The organism is Spirochaetota bacterium (assembly GCA_026414805.1).
In the GTDB taxonomy this organism is placed as follows: Bacteria; Spirochaetota; UBA4802; order UBA4802; family UB4802; genus UBA4802.
In genome coordinates this window covers 42,932-64,999 of the sequence record JAOAIH010000004.1, presented here as the reverse complement: position 1 = coordinate 64,999, position 22,068 = coordinate 42,932, and the positions used below count along the sequence as shown (strand labels likewise).

Below are 22,068 nucleotides of genomic sequence, written 5' to 3'. Positions count from 1 at the left end.
ATTGCAACACCTCTTTTGTGTTATTATACCTTACTGGAAAATTGTTCTTCAATGCGCCTGCGGCGAATTTTTTTGCGCCACATATACAGAACACCGGCCAGAATAACTAAAAGAGGCAGTCCAGCAATATTTATGCCCTTGATAATACTTTTTGCCGTATCAGACGTTTCTTTGAGTGGATTAAACGATAGGCCCTTGCTGCGCATCTGCGGAATGGCATAGTTACCCTGCATGTAATCTATCACATTATGCATAAACACTGCATTGGGTGATTTTCCCTCTTCATCGATAATATTACGGCCTGTAATTTCTGATGTACCTGCTACAAATAGCTTAACCGGTTTTACACTCTGCTTCAAAGCTGCCTGTTCAATATAATCTTTTGTTTTTGCTTTTTCTTTAACATCTATTTTGGGTTGTCTGTCAGCAAAGTAGCTTTTAATATTTCCCTGCACCAAAACAGCTAAATTATATTGTTTGAGTGCTGAATCCTGTGGAGGATTGGCACCCCATGGCATAAAGCTAATATTGCCCTGTTGAAGCCAACTATAGGGTGATGATTTTACAATATATTTGGCAGAAGCTTTATTTTCTTTTAACAACTGTTCATCAACCGTAATGGACGAAGCTTTTAAAAATACTATCTTCTTTAAATATTTAGTTATCTCGCTATCCTTTGCCAGACCATCTTCCGAAATCATTGGAGCAAAATATATCGTCAGCTCGCCCAACCCTCGTTGTTGGGCAATGAAGCACTGCTTATCCATCACAATATCCCTGCCTACTGTAATGCCATAATGTGCAAGCATTCCTTCAAGACCGGTAAATACCGGCAAGGCTTGTGGGGGGCGTTGGAACATTTGCATACCTTGCGTCTGCTGTTCCACATATGAGTCCAGCAATATAACAGCACTTCCGCCGTGCATTAAAAACTGATCAATTTTATACAAATCATATTCGCTGTACATAGATCGTGGGCCATTGATTATAATGGTTTGGATGTCATTTGGTATATCATCTTTTGTAATATCAATTGTGACAAGGTCATACATATCAGCAATCATCTTCTTAAACTGCGCTGCACCATTCTGTTCATCATTAATATCACGTTCGCCATGCCCCACTATATACCCAACTTTTGGATTAATGCTAATCAAATTATCTATAGCAGCATTGAGCATATCTTCAAGGCGAGTCAGATCGCCAACTGCATATTGTCCAAAAATTGAGCGTGTAAGAATCTGTACCGTTTCAAATTTATTATTATATTCCACTACGATGCCAACCATGCCTTCACCGGGATCAACAACCTTACCTTCCATAGTAGTAAAGCGTGGCCATATAAGCATGGGCAATCCATACATCTGCGCAAGAGTATTCCCTTGAGGATTTTGAAGTGGATCTATATAGCGGTATTGAATTTTATTGTAGTTTCGTATATTGCATTTTTGTACCTCAGCATATACACGCTCATTTAAATTCTGCATGCCAGGAATGGGGAGGTTACTGCTGGCATACAATGTAACGGTGATAGGTTCTTTCAATTTAAGCAATGAATCAATCTTGCCATTCATCTTTTTTATTAATGTTGTGATACGATACTCCAGTCCCTCTGGTTCAGTGATTGAATCAATTTTTTCTATCAAATCGCCATGGATAATTGCAAGCCCCATATATGCATTTCTGAATTTAACCTGATCGTTTCGTATCTCACGTATCTGTACTGGATAAATCCCAAAGTCCGAAGCAGCATCCTTTTGTTTTTCAACATCTATAAACTCATAGCTGAAATACCTGTTGCCAGCGTTATCGTACTCCACCATCAAATCCTGAAGATACCGATACACTGCATTATATGGAGCAGGAAGGTCCTTATTAAAAAATATTTTAATAGTCAGCGGCTCCTCAAGTGATGACACTACCTCTTTGCTTATAGGCGATAGCGAATATACGCTATTTTTTGTCAGATCCACCCTGAAATACAATGTAAGACCAACTAAATTAATTAACACAACAATCACACCATACAGAAAAAAATGTGAATAGCTTTTATGCATGTGGCTATCGTGAGCCTGGGTTTGCGCCTTTAGCTTTTGTACTGCCTGTATATAGATGGTTGAAATGTTAGCTTTAAGCTTAGCAATTACATCATTAATTTTTCTTTTGTCCATAATTATCTTTTCACCTCCAGCTGATAGATGCTTGCCATTGAGCTTAATACAATTACTGAAGCAAAATATATAATATTGCGAGAATCAACAACACCACGAGCTATATTCTGAAAATGGTAGTCGGCACTGATGTATTCAAATAGTGAAACCAGTTTAGGGGAAATAAAGTATAAAAATTTAGTAATGAGCGATAGCACAATGCAAATAGCAAAGCCTATGATGAATGCAACAATCTGATTTTTTGTCATGGAAGATGCAAACACACCAATTGAAGCATACGCAGCTGCCAGTAACACTGCACCTACATACCCTCCAATAACCGGACCAATATCAAGAGATCCCACAAAGGCTACCGATATAGCATATACCAGAGTGGGCGATATCATTACAGCGGCAAACAAAGTGGCTGCCATAATTTTACCTATAACTACCTGCACAGTTGACAGAGGCAATGTCATAAGCATTTCAAATGAACCAGTGTTGCGTTCCTCAGCAAAAAGCCGCATGGTGACAGCTGGTATTACAAAGGCAAACAATAGAGGAAGCAGTTCAAAATATGCTCTCAGCTCAGCTTGCCCATACAAAAAGAATGTTGAGAAGAATAAAAATCCTGCAATAACCAAAAATACTGAAATAACAATATATCCTATTGGTGTTGAAAAATATCCTGAAAGTTCCTTTTTAGCAATAAGCTTTGCACCTTTCATGATTTCCTTAAATTGTTCCATCCTCATCCTCCTTATACTCATTATACTCCTACAGTAAGTTCGCGGAATACATGCTCCAAGCTTCGGTATTCCCTGTTCATCTCATACAGTGTCCAGCCATTGTCTTTGGCACAATTAAATACAGCCGGGCGCATATCTACATCTGCTCCAGTCAATACTTGAATATGGCACAATTGCCCCTCATCGCGCACATGTTTTACGTCTTTAATACCTGGAATGTTCTTTAACACATTATGGATAGCATCAAATGTGGTACCACCAACAATGCAATTGATACGAATATCTTTTCCCTTTGCACTTTTAAGTTCACTGGTAGAATCGTCAGCTACTATCGCACCCTTATCAATTATTATTACCCTGTTACATGTAGCTTCAACTTCCTGCAATATATGAGTTGACAGTATTACTGTCTTTTCTTTCCCTAATTCTTTTATTAGGTCACGTATCTCAATAATCTGATTTGGATCAAGCCCGTTGGTTGGCTCATCAAGAATAAGTATCTCAGGATCATGTAAAATAGCCTGTGCCAGTCCAACACGCTGTTTATATCCCTTTGACAGCTCACTTATATTTTTATGCATCACTTCAGTAATGCCACACTGTATTGCAACATCTTTAATCCTTTCCTTATCATACACATCCCGTATATCAGCCATAAACTGCAAAAAATCATATACAATCATATCAGGATACAGGGGAGCTGATTCAGGTAGGTACCCTATTCGCTTTTTGACTTCTATTGGGTTTTCGTTAACAAGAAACTCATCGACACTTACTACTCCACTGGTTGGCTGCAAGTATCCTGTCAATATTCGCAAGGTTGTGGTCTTGCCTGCTCCATTTGGGCCAAGCAACCCAGTTATTTCACCCTTCCTGATTGTAAAAGAAATGCCATCAACAGCTTTTACTTCACCGTAATGCTTTACCAGATTCAAAACATTAATCATGTATAGCATCCTCCTGTTAAAATTATATGGTGATTGTCATTGCACACGGTACGATAAACATTCAATTGCAAATTATCTTAAACCTTTAAAAGATAGCAAAATAATCAAGAATCCTGACATTTTAATATGAGATTCTGTAACTCAATAGCTGTGCCACTTAACATGGTACTTTAAAGAAAAGATTTTTTACACACAATTTGCACTATGACAGCATGAACGATTATATAATTATCACGATCTGTTGCAATCATTCCGCCAGTCTTTTAAAAATTATTTGAAAAACAAATAACAAAAATGTTACACGTTATTTTTTAGCTCTGCCAAAGTCATCTTCAATTCGTTCTATATCATCCTCACCAAAGTATTCTCCAAGCTGAACTTCAATATATACAAGATTTTCATCACCGGTATTTTCGACTCTGTGCAATACGTTAAAATCTATATCAACGCTTACTCCCTGTTGTACCTTCACTTCATTCATATCAAGAGTCACTATGCCCTGACCCGACACAAAAAACCAATGCTCTTTGCGCTTTTTATGCCGCTGCAAGCTTAAGCGTTTCTTTGGATATACTGTTATACGTTTTACCTTGTGGGTTTCTGTGTCCGATAGCACTTCATAAAAACCCCATGGTCTGTGTTCTGAATAAATTGCCCTATCATCCATAGCTGTTACCCGTTTTTCTGCATAAAATGATTCATAAATTCAACAAGAGCTACAACGCCCTCCACTGGCATAGCATTGTAGATTGATGCCCTGAGTCCACCCACAGAGCGATGCCCTTTCAATCCACTCAAGCCTTCTTTTTCAGCTTCTTTTACAAATTGTTCTTCCAGCTGTTCGTTGTGTAAACGCCACACTATATTCATTTTGGAACGACTGCTTTTATCCACGGGGCACATGTAATACCCGCCACTTGCATCTATTGCATCATATATGAGTTTTGCCTTCTGGTCACGTAATTTTTCTATTTGTGGCATTCCACCAATTGATTTAACCCACTTTAATGTAAGCGTTGTCATCCACACTGTAAAAGTGGGAGGAGTGTTATACAAAGAGTTTTCTTTTGCATGCAAGTCATAGCGCAAATATGCAGGAAGGTCTTTTCGTGCTTTAGCTAACAGTTCATTTTTCATTATGACTACTGCCATTCCAGCTGGAGCTAAATTTTTCTGTGTACCCGCAAATAGCATAGTTACCTTATCCCACTCAACTGGCCGTGACAGTATATCCGACGACATGTCAACAATTAATGGAATTCCTCCTGTATCAGGCATTGTAGGCCACTGAATGCCATCAATTGTCTCGTTTGAACATATATATACATATTCAGCACCAGTAGTAAAATTCAACTCTTTCTGGGTAGGTATGCGGCGATATCTTTCTACAGCACCATCCCATATAATTCTTGCTTCACCTATACATTTTGCATCTTCAAACGCCTTTTTTACCCACGTTCCTGTAACAACAAAATCTGCTATTCTACCTGGTTGTAGAAATGCCATTGGTATCATTCCAAACTGCAGCGTTGCCCCACCCTGGATAAATAGAACAGTGTAATCATCGGGCACAGCAAGGAGCTCTTTTACAAGAGCTATCGCCTCATTATGAACCTGATCATAAATTTTTCCTCTATGGCTCATTTCAATAAGCGACATTCCAGTATGTTTATAGTCCACAAGCTCCCTGCTTGCTTCTTCCAGCGCACTCAACGGTAAAATTGAAGGCCCGGATGAAAAATTATATATTCGTGCCATGTATCTTTTTCTCCTGAATCATTGTTTAAGTTTATACTTGAAAGAAAAACTATTACTATGGTACTGTGATAAAAAATCAAGCAAATAAATCAAAAAGGTCTATGTATGCCTGGAAAACTATATATTATTGCAACTCCTATTGGCAATCTTGAAGATATTACATTGCGTGCACTGCGTATTCTCAAGAAAGAAACTGATATTGTGTATTGTGAAGACACACGTCAGACAGCAAAGCTTCTTACCCATTATGGGATAAATGTACCACTGCGTTCACTCCATACCCATTCAAGCAATACAAAACTGCACAGCATCATTCAGGAAATACAATCTGGCAAAACAGTTGCATATTGTACTGACTCAGGCACCCCTGGCATATCAGATCCAGGTGGCAAATTGGCAGCACTGGCAAGAGAAAACGATATTCCTGTCATTCCTATACCGGGTCCCTCAGCAGTAACTTGTATTCTTTCAGTGTGTGGATTTCCATCAACCGAATTTTATTTTGCTGGATTTTTAAGCAAGAAAGAAGGCAAGCGCAAAAAACAGTTGCAGGAGCTATCGCACATGAATGCAATAATTGTAGTATATGAATCCCCGTATAGAATTGTTAAATTGTTGCACGCAATTGCTGAAGTAATGCCAAAATCTAAAATTTTCATTGGAAGAGAAATGACAAAACATTTTGAACAATTTATTTACTGTGAAGCAGGTGATGTCGATGCGGTAGCAACACAACTTACCCAAAAGGGAGAATTTGTTGTAGCTTTTTATAACTCAGAGAAATAGACAATTATTTTTTACAAATTTATCTTGACAGTATAAATTTGTAAAATTATATTTTATCTATGAAATATTACCACAGAACATTAGAAAAAACATTATCCCAGTATTTATCAATTTTCCCTGCAGTTGCTGTATGTGGACCACGGCAGTCTGGAAAATCTACTATGTTGAAACAACAATATTCACATACTTATCGTTATGTTACATTTGACGATCCAATTATTCGTGAACGCTTCTTGGTTGATCCTAAAGGTTTTTTTAAGGAATTTAACAATCACATAATTTTTGACGAGGTGCAAAAAGTACCTGATATTTTTAATTATATTAAATTGTGCATAGATGATAATCGTTTTGAATATGGCAATTTTATACTGACTGGATCAAGTCAGTTTACCATGCTGAAAAATATAACAGAATCATTAGCTGGAAGAATAGGACTTTTGACTTTGCTGCCTTTTCAATATTCTGAAATACCTCATCTATTACAAAAACATCAGATTATATATGGAAGCTACCCTGAAAATGTAGTGCGAAAATATCACGGTGTACATGAATGGTACGCTGCATATATTACTAATTATTTAGAACGTGATGTAAGGTCACTTTTTAATATTGGCAATCTAAAAGATTTTCAACGACTTCTATCACTTCTTGCTTCCCAAACTGCGCAGGAACTGAATATGAACCGTTTAGCCAATGACATTGGTGTTACAGTGAAAACCATTAAATCCTGGATATCAGTACTTGAAGCAAGTTATGTACTATTTACTGTCTTGCCATATTATAACAACATAGGCAAACGAATTGTAAAACGGCCAAAAGTATATTTTTATGACACTGGTGTTGTGTGCTATTTAACTGGTATATATACACTTGAACTATTGCAAAAAGGACCATTAGCAGGTACAATTTTTGAAAATTACATCATAGCTGAATTGAATAAAATAATATTACACCATAATGCGCATATTAAAATATTTTACCTTAGAGACAATACTGGAAACGAAATTGATTGTATAATTGAAGATCTACGTAATAAAACCATATATTTACTGGAAATAAAATTAACTTCCACACCTAAACCGCTTTTTGCAGAAAAGATTGCAAAACTAATACAACAATTCAAAAACTATAACCCTCACACTCACATACAAGGTACTGTACTATACCAGGGGAAAGAGGATATTACAATCCACAACGTTCGATTCACACATTATATAAACTTTTTAAAGGAATTTGAAAATTTATGTAGTGACAATAAAAGCCTTTAAATGTCATTCTGAGCAAAGTAAAAAAATCTTAAATCTTTCAATATAAAAAAAGTGGAGTAATTATAAATGGCGATAGTTAGTGGTAATTCAAGCAATCAAATTTTCATAGATTTTTTTAAAATTGTATTGCAATTTACCTACATTACACTATACTATTAATTAGATTTAATTATTGATTATATTTACAACAATTACTAAATAATAAATTAAGATTTGACAAATAGGTGCCGATAGTTACTATAGATTAAAAGAGGGTGATTGCAATGGTTATAGATAAAATAGGTAATATTAAAAATATTGTTGAACCTAAAAATACTAAATCAGTAGGGAAAGCAAAATCTACTGGTAAATCTGACTCGGTTGAAATTTCCAGCGAAGCAAAGAAAGCTGCCGAACAGTCAAAAATTGCCCAGGTTGTCAAACAAACACCCGATATTAGAGCTGAACGAGTACGAGAACTTAAAGAACAGATTGCCAATGGTACTTATGATTTCAATGATGACCGCATTATAGATAAAGTTGCCGAAAAAATTGCAATGCAGCTTTTACGAAAATAGAAACATCCATTAAAGGTTATATTAATGGCCGGCATAATTGACAGAAAGGCGGAATCAGGATTCCGCTTTTTTATGTCTAAAACGTATGGGCAAACCATTGAAGGTATATGGCCTGACCTCTATATTCCAACAGCTGTATATGCACAGCCTGACAGTGTGACGCTGCTTCCCTCAATTATAAAGCTTTTTGGCTCACGGGTACTTTTTATTACCAGTTCCATAGATTTTAACCAGTACAACCATCTTTTTATGCCCATTGCCAGAAACCTGCAAAACAACAATATTCCTTTTATAATTTATGATGAAATTCCTGAAAACAACACTGATTATATTGATACTGCGGTCTATTTTGCCCGAAAAACCCATTGTGATCTTGTTATAGGTTTTGGTGGTATCCATTCAATTAATGCAGCAAAAGCAGTTGCCCTTTTGACATCCAATTATTTTTTTGCACATGAACTTTTCACTTACCCGTATCTTCATGAATCTGTCCCATTTATAAGTATCCCTGTCCACCCTCTCTTTGGATTTGACATAACTCCCTGTACAATACTAACCGATATCCATGACGGCATACATAAAACATTTTTTCACAATTATATTTTTCCAAAAGCAGTCATCCTTGACCCGGGGATGTCCTTTGGTATTGATGAAGAAACAATAGCAAGGTATAGCATAGCAACGCTGGCCATAGCAATAGAATCTGTTATTTCCAAAAACATTAATAATATCACGAACACCCTTTCATTGAGAACCATAGACTTGATTTTCAAAAATTTACCCGCAGCACTTCGCGAAAGTGATAATGAAACCGCCCGCCTCAATATGATGATGGCTTCACTAATGGCCGGAATTGCATTCAGTAGTGCTCAACTTTCTGTATCCCTTGCATTGTCACTGGCACTTTCTTCGTTGACACATATTGATATAGCTTCTTATATGGCTGTTATGTTACCGCATATCATGGAATACAATTTAACATCAACACCTGCTAAATATGTTCAGATGTCAAAAGTCATGGACGAAGATGTACGGGATATTACTGTCATTGAAGCTGCAATTAAAGCTGTGGAAGGTGTAAGAAAACTGGCTCTTGATGTTGACATCCCACAGCGACTGTCGCAATTTGATATAAATAAGGCTATTTTCTCTAAGGTAGCTGAAATTACACTTTCCTACCCATTTATTCAAAATGCACCGCGGGTGCTTAACCGTGATGAAGTTGAAACTATCCTTATTGCTGCATATTAACCTATGAGCCACTCTGCAATTAAAGATTTACTGCATCGCTTTAAAAATGGGCTCATTTCTGAAGAAGATTTTCTACAGGAGCTATCGCACCTTACAATTGAACAATTAGGCCACACCACACTTGACCATCACCGGCAAACCAGGCTTGGCTTCCCTGAAGTTATTTTTTGCCAGAATAAAACTCCAAAACAGGTAGCCGATATTGCACAGTCTATGGTTAAACGTAAGACAAATTTTCTGGGTACACGGGCAACAAAAGAACATTTTACTGCTGTAAAACGATATATTAAAAAAGCACACTACAATGAAGCAGGTAGAGTCATTTCATACTGCATACAAAAACCCCACCATAAACCTCACAAGCTTTTAATCATCACAGCAGGAACATCAGATATTCCCGTAGCTGAAGAAGCAAAAGAAACCGCACGTATAATGGGGCTTAATGTTGAAACTATTTATGATATTGGGGTTGCAGGTATTCATAGAGTTTTCCATAACTGGGAACATATTCATGATGCAACTGTTATAATTGTTATTGCCGGAATGGAAGGCGCACTGCCTAGCGTTATTGGCGGGCTGGTGCCCTGCCCCGTCATTGCTGTGCCCACTTCAGTTGGGTATGGTGCATCATTTGGTGGTATTGCAGCACTTTTAGGTATGCTCAACTCCTGTGCACCAGGGGTAAGTGTGGTCAATATAGATAATGGATTTGGTGCTGTGTACTGTGCATACCGTATTATACGGAATTTGTAGGATAGTATCATGAAAATACTTTATTGCGATATTCAACTGGGAGCATCCGGTGATATGCTTGTGGGCGCACTCATTGATGTTGGGCTACCGGTTGAAGTTATTACTACACAATTACAATCATTACCCATTAAAGGTTTTGAGATAGCTCCTGAAAAAATTGTGCGGCATGGAATTAGCGGCATTCAAGCTGGAATTAAAGCTAAAGTTGATACAACACATAGAAACCTTGAAGCAATTGATGCAATTATTTCATCAACAACATGTTCTGACTTTGTTAAAAACAATGCAATTAAAATATTTGATGCATTAGCCACAGCTGAGGCTGCAGTGCATGGCATACCAAAGGAGAAAGTACATTTTCATGAGGTGGGTGCCATTGATAGTATTGTAGATATACTTTCTTTTTGTATTGGCATTGAATACCTACAAATCGATGTATTGTACTACAGCGCATTTGCATGTGGCACCGGTACTATATCCACACAACACGGAACAATCCCATTACCTGCCCCTGCAACTGTCAAGCTGACAGAAGGGAAACAGGTTATATTCACCGGAAAAGTAGGTGAACTGACAACACCAACTGCTGCTGCTATACTTACAACCTTAGGTAAACAGCAACTACAGTTTGGAGGTATGATTTCTGCAACTGGCATAGGGTTTGGTACACGCGATTATGGTTTCCCAAGTTATACGCGGGTTATGCTTCTAGATGATACAGATAGTCAACACCAACTTTTGTGCGTGCTGGAATGCACCATTGATGATATGAATCCTGAAATTTATCCGTATGTATATGATCTGCTTTTTAGCGAGGGAGCGTTAGATGTATATATGCAACAGGTTATCATGAAAAAAGGGCGACCTGGTGTGGTACTTTCAGTACTTTGCCCTTTTTCAGCTGTAAAACAGTGCACACAGATTATTTTTTCTCAAACGACAACATTGGGAGTCAGGGAATATACTGTTAGTCGCCACTTTTTACCACGGGATATTGCAACGATTACCCTTTACGGTGAACAAATCCGTATTAAGCAAAGTTATCGTTATAATGAGCTATCGCCTAAACCTGAATATGAGGATTGTAAAAAGGTGGCAGCAAAAATCAAAAAACCTTTATACCTTATAATGGAAGAAGCGCTAAAGGAATACTATAAACAGAAAAAATTATAGCTGCTTTAATTCTTCTGAAGAAAATATTTGGTCTATATCAAGAATAATCACAAATTTATTTTCAACTTTCCCTATTCCAATGATAAACCTGCCTGATATGCCTTTTACAATTGGTGGCGGTGGTTCAATGTCTTTTTGCTCCAGTTTAATGACATGACTTACTTGATCTATTGCAAGCCCTATACGCTTGCCTTTAATATCAACAACGATTGCACGTTTGTTTTTTGTGCTTTTTTCAGAAATTCCAAAGCGCACCCCTAAATCAACAATGGGGATAACCTTGCCGCGCAAATCAATGACTCCCATAATATAATCAGCAGATTTTGGCAAGGGTGTTACTGCGGGAAGCTTTAGTATTTCCTGCACCTTCAATATTTCTATTCCATATTCTTCCTTGCCTATATTAAAGCATACGATCTGCATGCTATTTAATGCGGTATCTTTTGTTTGCGTTTTCATTTTGGCATCCTTAATTACAATTTTAGCCTATTTTCTCAATACTATGAATAGCAATGCAAATTTTCAAGTGAAAATTTTTTTATTTTTTGTACGATAGCTCATGGAATACAACTGATTTCAAAATAAACATTTATTTTTGTTATTTAATCAACTTTTCATATGACTGATGCAGCTGGTCAACGGCAATTTTACCTTCATCAATATATCCATTGAGGTTTTTGGGAAGCGAACCATTTTTTATATATATATACCCCGCAAAAATAATAAACATGGCAACAAGTATGGTGATAAGCTTCAAAAGCTGTTTAATAAACATGTATATGAGAATGATAAAACTTATAATTGCAATAATTGTGAGTAATACACCAGTATTCATAATGTCCCTTTTTACAGTTTTGTTATATTTTTTCTTCTTTTACCAGATGTGCCAAACAGGGTGCCAATAATTAAGCCCGCTATAAATACAGTTAACAACATTACGATCAGTGGCAGCGTTATATCCCATACAAATACTGTAAACGATACTGGCTGGGTGTTTTGCAAAATAATTATAAGAAAAAGCAACAATATAAATAAAGTTAATATTTGTCTAACTTTCATATTATTCACATCCAGGATAGTATTTTCAATGGTACAACTATACTGTATACATGTATCACACGTCAAGCAACAATAATTACTACTTTTTAAGTTTATGTGAGGGTATATGATGGTTTTTTTAGTATTTGTGTGAGGATTTTTGTGGGTAACCCCCAGTAGATCTGGTAATATGTAATACCTTCTACCTCACCAATTTCAAAATGATAGTTATTATATAGATAGTTATCGGTTCTATTTTTTTCTAGAACATTTTCCACTAATTCAAGAAGAATAGTTTCAAGACAAAACTCAATCATCTTCGCCACAGACATCTTCCAGATCTTCTTAACATCCATCAAAAATTCATATTCATTAGGAGTTAGCTGTATATGAATCCTTCTCCATACTGCAACATTCTTATCTCTATATTTAACGTTTCTGTTACTTATTATTGATAATTTTTTATTTTCGGTAGCATATTTAACCATCAACACTACTGCTCTTGAATAAGATATTTTATATTTTCTGCAAAGCTCCTTAAGTATTCCATAATTTTGAATTGAAATACACGTTGTGGTTTCAGCATTCATTATGTACCCCGCCATTATTTTTTATAATATAGTAAAATATAGAACACATATATACTTTTAATCAAGCCTTATTTATTACAATTATATACAAACTTTATAAAATCTTTATACCTTAAAGACATCTTGTTATTGATAACTTTATAGTATTTTTACATTAAAAGAGGAAATATGACGTCAAAAGCAACATTTAGCCAACAGATTACTTCACTGCTTAATTCTTTTGTCAATGAACAAAAAAATCGCTACCCTGCCAATGAAATATTAACCATAGACCTGCATTGCCATGACTACAACAGCAATGTACCCGATGAGCAATTAGGTAGAATATTAGGAATACCCGAAACATGGTTGCCAACACAGGAACTCATTTCCACATTAAAAATTCACGGTTGTGACACATTTACTATAACAAATCACAACAATGCACGCTCATGCTACCAGCTTTTAGAAAAAGGAGTAGACGTGCTCGTTGGTGCTGAGTTTAGTTGTACCGTTCCCGATTACAAAGTTGGTATCCATGTTCTTACGTATGGGTTTACGCCCCAACAGGAAATCAAGCTTAATAAATACCGCAATGATATATATAAATTTTTAGATTACACACTAGAGCAGGACCTCCCCACAATATGGGCTCATCCACTCTATCACTACAAATCAAAAGGAATTCCACCTATGGAATTCTTCGATAAAATGGCTCTTCTGTTTGAACGATTTGAAGTCATCAATGGTCAACGCGATAGCTGGCAAAATATGCTGGTGAAACAATGGATCGAGTCATTAACCAAAGATAAATTAGATGAGCTTTCGCAAAAATTTAAAATAAAACCTGATAGGTTTTGTAAAAGACCTTATGACAAGTTTATGTCTGGAGGGTCCGATAGTCACATGGGAATATTTACAGGCCTCACAGGTGTCTATTTGCACATTCCAAATCTTAATGAACGATTAAAAACTGTTAGCCGTTCAATGCTGGCACTTGAAGCAATTAAGCAAGGTGCGATGGCACCTTTTGGTTCTCATAATGATAGCGAAAAGATGGCAATATCATTTATTGATTACTTCTGTCAGATAGCTATGAACATGGAAGATCCTGGCCTTCCTCATATATTACTGCATAAAGGAGATATGCAAGATAAATTAGCTGCTTTAGCCATAACTAACGCTTTTCTTGAATTACGACGGCATAAAACTACACTTAACTTCCTTGAACTCTTCCATCAGTCCTTGATTGGAAAAACATTTTCTAAAACAAAACGGTTTTATGTAAGCAGAGATTATAAAAAGGTCTTTGATATAGCATATAAATTATCCCGTTACACAAAAACAAGAAAAAAAGAAGATATAGAATTCTTTACAGAATCTATATACGGAATATATAAAGAATTACTACAACTACTCATGAAACGTGCTGATAAGCATATCAATGATTTTATTAAAGATGAACGGTTTAAATCAAAAGAATTTGAATCATTCTTTGAAGACATAGAAATCCCTACACATTTTAGAAAATACATTGAACCCAACGAAAAATCTAATGGCAATGGTTTATCAAAAGTCAATCTGCCAAAATTATTTGATGAATTATCATTCCCATTTTTAGGATCAGCAGTGATTGCAGCAGCCTTTTTTACTAGCGCACGTGTAATGTATAAAGCTCGTCCATTGCTGTACGAATTTGCAAAAGTTCATAACACTCTCAAACACCCTGAACGTACGTTGTGGCTCACCGATACATTTACCGACTCAAACGGTGTGGCAATGGTACTACAATCAATGCTCAAAGAAATCCAAAAACGGGATCTACCTATAGATATATTAACTATCAGCAACACACTTCAACCACAGGATCACTTAATCGTTATACAGCCTTTGAAGGAATTTACGCTTCCATTTTATGAACAGCAACCATTACGAATTCCTGATATTTTGGAAATTCACAAAATATTTAAAGAAGGTGAATACAGCAAGATTATTGCCTCAACTGAAGGGCCAATGGGGTTGGCTGCAGTTTGGTTAAAATATGCATATTCAGTGCCTGCGTATTTTTATGTACACACAGACTGGATGATGTTTGCAGAACAAACACTAAAATTAACAGGCGAAAATCTCAATAATTTCCGAAGATTACTTCGTACTTTTTACAAAGGTTTTGATGGATTATTTGTCCTTAACAATGATCACCGCAAATGGCTAACCGGAAAAGATATGGGATTTAATCCCTCACAGGTATTTTTGACTGCACACTGGGTTGAAGAAATTTTTAAACCTTACAAAACAAGTAAAGAAGAAATATTTGGTGTGAGTGCCACAACACCTGTAATACTTTTTGCTGGTAGGCTTTCTGAAGAAAAAGGCGTTATGGATATACCAAAAGTAATGGAGATTGTTAAGCAAAAACATCCTCATGCAAAGGTTGCATTTGCAGGTATTGGGCCAAAAGAACAGGAACTCAAAAAACTTATGCCAGATGCAATCTTTTTAGGTTGGGTTGACCATGAAAAATTGCCAAAGATATACTCGGCTGCTGACATGCTGGTATTACCTTCACGATTTGATACGTTTGGATGTGTTGTACTAGAAGCGCTATCATGCGGGTTGCCCGTACTTGCATATAACACAAAGGGACCAAAAGACATTATAAACAATGGCTTAAATGGTTATCTAGTAAAAAATGAAACCGAAATGGGTCAAAAAATAATAGAGCTTCTGGATAACCCTCTTCTGCTCAATCTATTCAAAAACCAGTCATTATTGCGTGCTCATGAATACAGCCCTGATGCAATCATCAAGCAGTTCATCAATGATCTCAACACAGCGGCATAATGTAAAACAACATGTATGGTGGAAGCATGGGATAATATACCAGATCTATCCCCGCAGCTTCTATGATTCAAATGGCGATGGCATAGGCGATATCCAGGGCATTATCGAAAAATTTGATTACCTTACTAGTCTGGGAATTGATGCTATATGGCTGTCGCCTATATACACTTCTCCAATGTATGATTGTGGATATGATATCAGCGATTACTATGCCATTGATCCTTCATTTGGCACAATGGATGATTTCAAAAATTTACTGGCGATAGCTCATAGTAGCAACATCAAGATCATAATGGACATGGTGTTAAACCACACGTCTCACCTGCATCCGTGGTTTATAGAATCATCTTCATCAAAAGACAATCCAAAGCGCGACTGGTATATATGGCATGATGGCAAAAAAGGAAAACCGCCCAACAACTGGAAATCAGCGTATTTAACATCAGCCTGGGAATGGCACCAACCTACCGGGCAGTACTATCTTCATTCATTTCTCAAAGAGCAACCCGATCTAAACTGGCGAAACCCACAAGTGAAACAGGCAATGTTTGATGTGATGAGGTACTGGCTTGATATGGGAGTAGATGGATTCAGGCTTGATGTGATTAACTATTGCTATAAAGACAAACGTTTCCGTAACAATCCATTTTCATTTAATCCATTCAATGAGCAAATAGAAAAATATAATCGCAACAGGCCGGAAAACTATATACTTGTTCAGGAAATTCGCGAACTGATTGATTCCTATGATGACCGTATGGTTGTTGGTGAAGTATTTTGTTATCCTCCCGGTAATCCTGAACTTTCTGCCAGTTATCTCTTTAATGGTAAAGGATTGAATCTTGCATTTGACTTTTCACTTTTGTATCAGCCATTTGATGCACGAAAAATATATACATGCATTAAACATTGGTACAACGCTATTCCTGAAAACTGTTGGCCATGTAACGTTTTATCAAATCATGACCAACCACGATATGCCGACAAATACAGCAATGACAGTAATGATGCAATTAAACGTCTTTTGGCACTCTTGCTTTTAACATTATGGGGAACACCATTCATATATTACGGCGAAGAGATAGGAATGAAAAATTGTGCCATTCCCCTGCGCAACATTGTTGATCCTGCAGGCAAACGCTTTTGGCCGCTGTATAAAGGTAGGGACTGTGCCCGTACTCCAATGCAATGGTCCGATGAGGCAAATGCTGGTTTCAGCAACGGTTGCAGCTGGTTGCCAATTGACAGTAACTATCGCACAATTAATGTCAAAAATCAAATTAAAGACCGCTATTCACTGCTCTCATTCTTTAAGGATATAATACAACTGCGAAAAAAACATCCAGCACTTACTCATGGAACCTGGGAACCTATCGTTAAGGGTAAGAATGGCATTTTAGCATATATCCGTAAATTTGACAATGAAACTTTATGCATCATATTAAATTTTAATGACACCAACACCTTTTTACACCACCACCACGAAGCACAGTGGAAAGTACTGTATTCAACTCATCGAAGCAAATTTGAACACTTTGCTGATTTACGAATGCAATGCTACCCTTATGAAGCAACCATTTTGAAAAAGATAGGAGATCTAGAATAATTTATACTTTATAGGATATTCCATACTCAGGAATGATAACTGTCATTTCCGGGAAAATTTTTATAACGTTTTCAACAAATCCAGTTGTATCCACATTCGATGATAGTGGTGGGAATGTGTCATCAAAGTGATGTAAAAATATTTTTTGCGGCATGAATTTCTTTATAAACTCAATTGCATAATCATGTATATCCGATCGCCCTTGTAATGGTATCGTGAGCACCGATGGATTATAAGGATACGCAATAGCAGATGAATAGTTTAAACTGCCAAAATGAAGTATGGATTTTTCCCTATACACTATCTCATAGGCAAATACAATACCCGCAGGCATTTTTTTAATCATAGAAGCAATATTTTTAAAATTATCGAAATAGTGCAACACCCTTTTATGAAATAAAGTTTTGACTATAAGAGGAAAGTCAAAACGGATATGCTCACTTCGGTATATTTTAATAATAAATGGTGGTATTGATATCACCTGGCCATGGTCAATAATTCGTATATAGTCAGGCAAAATGCCCTGTCTAAGCAAAACATTAGCTACCTGTATTCCACAGTAAATAACGCACTTGGTCATTTTCCATATTTGAGGGATAGTATAAATGTGGTCAAAATGCCCATGTGTAACAAATATATCCGTTGCATCGGCATAATCGTCTATAGAAGTATACTGTAGCATTGGATTCATTGATATAAAAGGGTCAAAGTACAACGAAGTGTTGCCCAAGGATATTTTAATTGAAGCTGTTCCTAACCACTGTATATCCATACTATTCCCCTGATAGCATATACCTTTATTTATTTCATAACAATTATTCCTTTATGGTCAAGTAAATTAATGCTTCATTTCATTATTACTCCGCTATCCATCAATAATTTTGACATCATCTTCATTATATCTTTATATCATTTTTAATAGGTTTGCAATTATTACTTATGATTACATCATTGCTATAAGTAAATGATGTATCTTCTCAAGGAGAAGCTTCCCATGATTCAAAGGCTAAACTTATTATTTAAAAAACTGCTTCCATCTATTTTGTCCAGTGATATTGAACAATTTTCTATTACCAAAATACCTTACTGGGTTATTGTTGTTGGTTTACTGCTGGTGGTTATGATATCGTTAAGTGGGTTTCTGAATTTATATTACCTTAATAAATCACATAAAGAAATTGAAAAAATTAACGAAATAATAACGTTAACACAAACAATACAAATAGACTTTGGCAATCAATTGGCATTACTACATGCAATGTTACTTGAAAATGATAACGAAGAATATCGTAAATACTTTCACAAATTTTCCTACCAATATACTATTGTACAAAATCAACTTTTTAATCTTAAAATAATGCTCAATGAATATCCTGCAATAAAACAAAATATGGAACATATAGTTCATTATCATAAACAATTTTCCGAATTACTCATTGATGAAATAACACAATATAAAGAGAATAGAATATCAGCACATGATGTGTATTCTATCATCAAAGGCAAAGATCAATTAGCAACAGACTTATTATCAAAGGTATGCAATGATATTAATGAAGTGAGCTATGATAAAATTATCAAAACTAAAAACAGGTATTTTACATTTTCTGTTATTGCAGTAAGTGGCATCAGTGTTGTTTCTTTAATTCTGGTGCTAGTCATATTATATATCGTGAAAGCAGAAAAACAATTTCTTTTATCTATTGGCAGTCAACTATCTTCTTATTTGCCATCTCAATTGGTACAGATGATATTGCGACGGCAAAAGCAGGAAATTATTCCACTTCAAAAACGATTTATTACCGTTTGCTTTACTGATATACAGGGATTTACAAAGCTTACTGATGTAAGTGAAGCGGAGATAGCTGCTGATATACTCAACCAATATTTAACCCAGATGACAACCATTGCACATAAATTTAATGGTACTGTTGATAAGTTTCTGGGAGATGGTATCATGATTATATTTGGTGCTCCCTATTCCATGATACCTTCAATGCAGGTAGATAATGCTCTTAATATGGCTATTGAAATGCAAAAGGTATTTCAAAAATTACAAATTAGCTGGAAAAACCAATTAAAAGATCATTCACTTCACCTACGAATAGGCATACACTGTGGATATGCTACAGTTGGAAGTTTTGGACCATCGGACAGGTTAACATTTACTGCTATAGGAAAAGTAGTAAATATTGCCTCACGATTGGAACAGTTGTGCAGTGAAGATAGTATATTAATTAGTTCAGATGTAAAAAAGCTAGCCCCCTCTATTCAAACAACACGTATGGAATTAGTAACGATCCGTGGAATTGAACAACCAGTTGAGGTATATACTATACAGTATAAATAATACTCTATTCATATCGAATACACAACAGGGTCATATCATCCTGTTGTGGATACCTTCCTTTATAATTTTTTATAGTATCAAATGCTGCATTAATTGTGTTCATAGGATCAAATGTATTATTATCAATAATTAATTTATTTAATCTCTGCACTCCATATTCTTTGCCTTCAATATTTCGCTGCTCAATAATACCATCGGTAAATGCTATGATAGTGTCACCTGGCTCTATTTTTGCTCTACCACCATTAACAGAATGCATTTTTTGAATTCCCAATGGTATATTTATTTCCTTCAAAGACAATTTAAACATATTATTATTCCGTAATAAATATGTCATTGAATGGCCAAAATCATACATATTTAACATCCCGCTATCTTCATCAATCAACATAAAACATGCAGTAACAAAACGTTCACCTTCAAAAGTAGTATAAATAAAATTATTTAACTGTATAAGAAAATATTCTATAGAATTTTTTTCAAAGTCATACGATGATATCATGCCACTTATAAGTGTAGTTATCATTGATGCTGCTATTCCTTTTCCTGAAACATCACACACCGCAATAACATGCTGATTTTTGCTTTTTGACGATAGAACATAATATGAATCTCCGCCAATATCCTGCACCATTTCAGTACGTACTGCAATATGCAAACGCTTGGTTTTTATAATATATTCTTTTTTTATGATTCTACTTATTATTCGTTTTGCCTGATCAATATCAATACGTGTTAATCGAGACAGGAATATCAACATATCTTTTGTTGAAAAAATGCCACTGTAACAGCCGTTATCATCTAACAGAACATAATAATCCTGCACACCTGTGAGTAGATCTCTTTCAATAATCTTTGCACATTCAAACACATGTATGTTATAAGGAAAACTCTGCACCCTCTGTATCATATCAAGCGCTGTTTTGTTATAGTACAATTCTCTGCCAAAACGCCTTCCCAGAATATCAAAAAGATCCTTCCTAACAATTACGCCATGTACTTTCATAGACCTGTCTACAACCGCGCATGCAAAGATGTCTTCATTTTTTGCAAGCGCTTCCGACAGTGCATCAATTTTAGTATCAGAAAAAACATAATACATTGAACTGACAAGCATTCCTGCTGTAAAGCGCATTGGTAAAGGCTCATGTAATCGATATATTATACTTTCAACTGTCGAAACTGGCATAAAAAGTCTCCAGCTGTTTATAAAATAAAAAAGCTATAACAAAATTTTCTTTGTTTGTAAGATGCCAATCAACAGTAAAGTATATATAAAATTATTATGAATATTTTTTTATTTTCTTTTTGAAAGCTTTTCTATACGATAGAAATCAGAGTATACAACAAATACTATTCAAGCATATAAATAACATTTGCAATTTCTTATTATTATTTTAAAGTAGATACGTTCGGAGGAATCTCTTACCAATTAGTTTTGTAGCTACCTTAAAGAGGTGAAATTGCTAATTGTAAAATGTTTTAAGACTATATTTACGGATAGCAAACGAAAGAAAATATTCAAGGGTTTGCCTCAAATGATGAAGGTTAAATTATATCCCGCAAGGAGGTGTAAATAATGAAAAATTTTTTAATTGTCATTGTTACACTGTTAACAGTAGTCATGCCAAATATATCCAACTCATCGCCAAATTGTTTTACTATGTACAAAAGCGCTTTGGGGTTTCAGGTTGAAGTGCCCGCATGGGATATATCTGAAATGATGCAAAGTGATATTCATGAATTTATCTGTGCTTACTCAAAAGACATCTACATTAAAGTTTTCAAATTGAAATCAATACAATCTGATATTCTTGCTGAATTGACATGGAAGATATGGGATATTGACCCAAATGCTCACTTTGTACTACAATCACGAAACGATAACGGTGGTATTCTAGTTGCAACATATAGAAATAAAGTTAGTTCTATTCACCGGATACGTATTATCAACACAGGTGCTACTATCTTTATCATTGAATGCAGCGCACCTGAAAATACCTTTTACAGCTTTGAATCTTTTTTTAATAGAGTTTTTCAGAGTTTTGCCACTTTATAATAACTTTTCAATATCAAGTGGCCATGGCTTTGTTTTATCAATTACCGCCAGTGCATTCATCGACAATGAGCTATCGAACCTTTTGGCAAATTGTGTTGCCTTTAAGCTAACACATGATTTAGGATGACAGTTGCAAATCACTGTCAATACGTATACCATGCTTTTTAAAAATTGCTATTGTTGAAGGTTTAATAAACATTTTTTATAAAA

22 protein-coding genes are annotated in these 22,068 nt (G+C 35.6%); 10 read left to right on the top strand and 12 right to left on the bottom strand.

Going from position 1 to position 22,068, the window contains the following annotated elements; genetic code table 11:
- Positions 1–23: 23 nt before the first annotated feature.
- The 5 genes from N3F66_01805 to serC all read right to left on the bottom strand — a co-directional run bounded on the left by N3F66_01805 (position 24) and on the right by serC (position 5,604).
- On the bottom strand, positions 24–2,171 hold the full coding sequence (locus N3F66_01805) for a GldG family protein (GenBank protein MCX8122883.1): 2,148 nt from the start codon (positions 2,169–2,171) through the stop codon (positions 24–26).
- A 2-nt stretch (positions 2,172–2,173) separates the two neighbouring features.
- On the bottom strand, positions 2,174–2,899 hold the full coding sequence (locus N3F66_01800; protein ID MCX8122882.1) for an ABC transporter permease subunit: 726 nt from the start codon (positions 2,897–2,899) through the stop codon (positions 2,174–2,176).
- Between the two features lie 20 nt (positions 2,900–2,919).
- Positions 2,920–3,846: an ATP-binding cassette domain-containing protein gene (locus N3F66_01795; GenBank protein MCX8122881.1), complete on the bottom strand. Its 927-nt coding sequence runs from the start codon at positions 3,844–3,846 to the stop codon at positions 2,920–2,922.
- Positions 3,847–4,150: 304 nt separating this feature from the next.
- A complete protein-coding gene (locus N3F66_01790) occupies positions 4,151–4,513 on the bottom strand; it encodes a phosphomannose isomerase type II C-terminal cupin domain (protein ID MCX8122880.1) in 363 nt (120 codons plus the stop codon).
- Between the two features lie 5 nt (positions 4,514–4,518).
- Positions 4,519–5,604: a 3-phosphoserine/phosphohydroxythreonine transaminase gene (gene serC / locus N3F66_01785; protein MCX8122879.1), complete on the bottom strand. Its 1,086-nt coding sequence runs from the start codon at positions 5,602–5,604 to the stop codon at positions 4,519–4,521.
- A gap of 105 nt (positions 5,605–5,709) precedes the next feature.
- Between serC and rsmI the strand changes: the two genes are divergently transcribed.
- From rsmI to larC, 6 genes are all read left to right on the top strand, one after another.
- On the top strand, positions 5,710–6,390 hold the full coding sequence (gene rsmI / locus N3F66_01780; GenBank protein ID MCX8122878.1) for a 16S rRNA (cytidine(1402)-2'-O)-methyltransferase: 681 nt from the start codon (positions 5,710–5,712) through the stop codon (positions 6,388–6,390).
- 59 nt (positions 6,391–6,449) lie between these two features.
- Positions 6,450–7,658, top strand: coding sequence for an ATP-binding protein (locus N3F66_01775; protein MCX8122877.1), 1,209 nt, complete (start codon positions 6,450–6,452; stop codon positions 7,656–7,658).
- A gap of 263 nt (positions 7,659–7,921) precedes the next feature.
- A complete protein-coding gene (flgM, locus tag N3F66_01770; protein ID MCX8122876.1) occupies positions 7,922–8,215 on the top strand; it encodes a flagellar biosynthesis anti-sigma factor FlgM in 294 nt (97 codons plus the stop codon).
- 24 nt (positions 8,216–8,239) lie between these two features.
- A complete protein-coding gene (locus tag N3F66_01765; protein MCX8122875.1) occupies positions 8,240–9,466 on the top strand; it encodes an iron-containing alcohol dehydrogenase in 1,227 nt (408 codons plus the stop codon).
- A 3-nt stretch (positions 9,467–9,469) separates the two neighbouring features.
- Complete coding sequence (gene larB, locus N3F66_01760; GenBank protein ID MCX8122874.1) at positions 9,470–10,219, top strand: nickel pincer cofactor biosynthesis protein LarB; 750 nt, start codon at positions 9,470–9,472, stop codon at positions 10,217–10,219.
- 9 nt (positions 10,220–10,228) lie between these two features.
- Positions 10,229–11,392 carry a nickel pincer cofactor biosynthesis protein LarC gene (gene larC / locus N3F66_01755; protein ID MCX8122873.1) on the top strand — a complete coding sequence of 388 codons (1,164 nt, stop codon included), beginning with the start codon at positions 10,229–10,231 and terminating at the stop codon, positions 11,390–11,392.
- Here the strand turns inward: larC and N3F66_01750 are convergent.
- The 4 genes from N3F66_01750 to N3F66_01735 form a co-directional block, all read right to left on the bottom strand.
- Positions 11,387–11,851 carry a chemotaxis protein CheW gene (locus N3F66_01750; GenBank protein MCX8122872.1) on the bottom strand — a complete coding sequence of 155 codons (465 nt, stop codon included), beginning with the start codon at positions 11,849–11,851 and terminating at the stop codon, positions 11,387–11,389. The two genes, larC and N3F66_01750, sit on opposite strands and share 6 nt — an antisense overlap.
- Before the next feature lie 139 nt (positions 11,852–11,990).
- Positions 11,991–12,227, bottom strand: coding sequence for a hypothetical protein (locus N3F66_01745; GenBank protein MCX8122871.1), 237 nt, complete (start codon positions 12,225–12,227; stop codon positions 11,991–11,993).
- An 11-nt stretch (positions 12,228–12,238) separates the two neighbouring features.
- Positions 12,239–12,451: a LapA family protein gene (locus tag N3F66_01740; protein MCX8122870.1), complete on the bottom strand. Its 213-nt coding sequence runs from the start codon at positions 12,449–12,451 to the stop codon at positions 12,239–12,241.
- 92 nt (positions 12,452–12,543) lie between these two features.
- Positions 12,544–13,020, bottom strand: a complete 477-nt coding sequence (locus N3F66_01735; protein MCX8122869.1) for a hypothetical protein — start codon at positions 13,018–13,020, stop codon at positions 12,544–12,546.
- A 168-nt stretch (positions 13,021–13,188) separates the two neighbouring features.
- Here N3F66_01735 and N3F66_01730 point away from each other — a divergent pair, with 168 nt between their 5' ends.
- Complete coding sequence (locus N3F66_01730; protein ID MCX8122868.1) at positions 13,189–15,843, top strand: glycosyltransferase; 2,655 nt, start codon at positions 13,189–13,191, stop codon at positions 15,841–15,843.
- Positions 15,821–17,449 (top strand): alpha-glucosidase, encoded by a 1,629-nt coding sequence (locus N3F66_01725; GenBank protein ID MCX8122867.1) that lies wholly within the window; start codon positions 15,821–15,823, stop codon positions 17,447–17,449. The genes N3F66_01730 and N3F66_01725 overlap by 23 nt, the downstream gene beginning before the upstream one ends.
- Position 17,450: 1 nt before the next feature.
- Here the strand turns inward: N3F66_01725 and N3F66_01720 are convergent, their stop codons facing one another.
- Positions 17,451–18,221 (bottom strand): MBL fold metallo-hydrolase, encoded by a 771-nt coding sequence (locus N3F66_01720; GenBank protein ID MCX8122866.1) that lies wholly within the window; start codon positions 18,219–18,221, stop codon positions 17,451–17,453.
- A 222-nt stretch (positions 18,222–18,443) separates the two neighbouring features.
- On the opposite strand from N3F66_01720, the gene N3F66_01715 reads away from it, so the two are divergent.
- Positions 18,444–19,799 carry an adenylate/guanylate cyclase domain-containing protein gene (locus N3F66_01715; protein ID MCX8122865.1) on the top strand — a complete coding sequence of 452 codons (1,356 nt, stop codon included), beginning with the start codon at positions 18,444–18,446 and terminating at the stop codon, positions 19,797–19,799.
- Between the two features lie 4 nt (positions 19,800–19,803).
- On the opposite strand, the gene N3F66_01710 is transcribed toward N3F66_01715, so the two are convergent.
- A complete protein-coding gene (locus N3F66_01710) occupies positions 19,804–20,988 on the bottom strand; it encodes a SpoIIE family protein phosphatase (GenBank protein ID MCX8122864.1) in 1,185 nt (394 codons plus the stop codon).
- Positions 20,989–21,378: 390 nt separating this feature from the next.
- Here N3F66_01710 and N3F66_01705 point away from each other — a divergent pair, with 390 nt between their 5' ends.
- Positions 21,379–21,858: a hypothetical protein gene (locus N3F66_01705; GenBank protein ID MCX8122863.1), complete on the top strand. Its 480-nt coding sequence runs from the start codon at positions 21,379–21,381 to the stop codon at positions 21,856–21,858.
- On the opposite strand, the gene N3F66_01700 is transcribed toward N3F66_01705, so the two are convergent.
- The gene (locus N3F66_01700; GenBank protein MCX8122862.1) at positions 21,853–22,017 is read right to left on the bottom strand and encodes a hypothetical protein; all 165 of its coding nucleotides are present in this window, start codon (positions 22,015–22,017) and stop codon (positions 21,853–21,855) included. The two genes, N3F66_01705 and N3F66_01700, sit on opposite strands and share 6 nt — an antisense overlap.
- Positions 22,018–22,068 lie beyond the last annotated feature (51 nt).

Bases quoted from the DNA above. Each gene is read 5' to 3' on its own strand.
- N3F66_01805 (MCX8122883.1), bottom strand. From the start codon at position 2,171: ATGGACAAAAGAAAAATTAATGATGTAATTGCTAAGCTTAAAGCTAAC.
- N3F66_01800 (MCX8122882.1), bottom strand. From the start codon at position 2,899: ATGGAACAATTTAAGGAAATCATGAAAGGTGCAAAGCTTATTGCTAAA.
- N3F66_01795 (MCX8122881.1), bottom strand. From the start codon at position 3,846: ATGATTAATGTTTTGAATCTGGTAAAGCATTACGGTGAAGTAAAAGCT.
- N3F66_01790 (MCX8122880.1), bottom strand. From the start codon at position 4,513: ATGGATGATAGGGCAATTTATTCAGAACACAGACCATGGGGTTTTTAT.
- serC (MCX8122879.1), bottom strand. From the start codon at position 5,604: ATGGCACGAATATATAATTTTTCATCCGGGCCTTCAATTTTACCGTTG.
- rsmI (MCX8122878.1), top strand. From the start codon at position 5,710: ATGCCTGGAAAACTATATATTATTGCAACTCCTATTGGCAATCTTGAA.
- N3F66_01775 (MCX8122877.1), top strand. From the start codon at position 6,450: ATGAAATATTACCACAGAACATTAGAAAAAACATTATCCCAGTATTTA.
- flgM (MCX8122876.1), top strand. From the start codon at position 7,922: ATGGTTATAGATAAAATAGGTAATATTAAAAATATTGTTGAACCTAAA.
- N3F66_01765 (MCX8122875.1), top strand. From the start codon at position 8,240: ATGGCCGGCATAATTGACAGAAAGGCGGAATCAGGATTCCGCTTTTTT.
- larB (MCX8122874.1), top strand. From the start codon at position 9,470: ATGAGCCACTCTGCAATTAAAGATTTACTGCATCGCTTTAAAAATGGG.
- larC (MCX8122873.1), top strand. From the start codon at position 10,229: ATGAAAATACTTTATTGCGATATTCAACTGGGAGCATCCGGTGATATG.
- N3F66_01750 (MCX8122872.1), bottom strand. From the start codon at position 11,851: ATGAAAACGCAAACAAAAGATACCGCATTAAATAGCATGCAGATCGTA.
- N3F66_01745 (MCX8122871.1), bottom strand. From the start codon at position 12,227: ATGAATACTGGTGTATTACTCACAATTATTGCAATTATAAGTTTTATC.
- N3F66_01740 (MCX8122870.1), bottom strand. From the start codon at position 12,451: ATGAAAGTTAGACAAATATTAACTTTATTTATATTGTTGCTTTTTCTT.
- N3F66_01735 (MCX8122869.1), bottom strand. From the start codon at position 13,020: ATGAATGCTGAAACCACAACGTGTATTTCAATTCAAAATTATGGAATA.
- N3F66_01730 (MCX8122868.1), top strand. From the start codon at position 13,189: ATGACGTCAAAAGCAACATTTAGCCAACAGATTACTTCACTGCTTAAT.
- N3F66_01725 (MCX8122867.1), top strand. From the start codon at position 15,821: ATGATCTCAACACAGCGGCATAATGTAAAACAACATGTATGGTGGAAG.
- N3F66_01720 (MCX8122866.1), bottom strand. From the start codon at position 18,221: ATGGATATACAGTGGTTAGGAACAGCTTCAATTAAAATATCCTTGGGC.
- N3F66_01715 (MCX8122865.1), top strand. From the start codon at position 18,444: ATGATTCAAAGGCTAAACTTATTATTTAAAAAACTGCTTCCATCTATT.
- N3F66_01710 (MCX8122864.1), bottom strand. From the start codon at position 20,988: ATGCCAGTTTCGACAGTTGAAAGTATAATATATCGATTACATGAGCCT.
- N3F66_01705 (MCX8122863.1), top strand. From the start codon at position 21,379: ATGAAAAATTTTTTAATTGTCATTGTTACACTGTTAACAGTAGTCATG.
- N3F66_01700 (MCX8122862.1), bottom strand. From the start codon at position 22,017: ATGGTATACGTATTGACAGTGATTTGCAACTGTCATCCTAAATCATGT.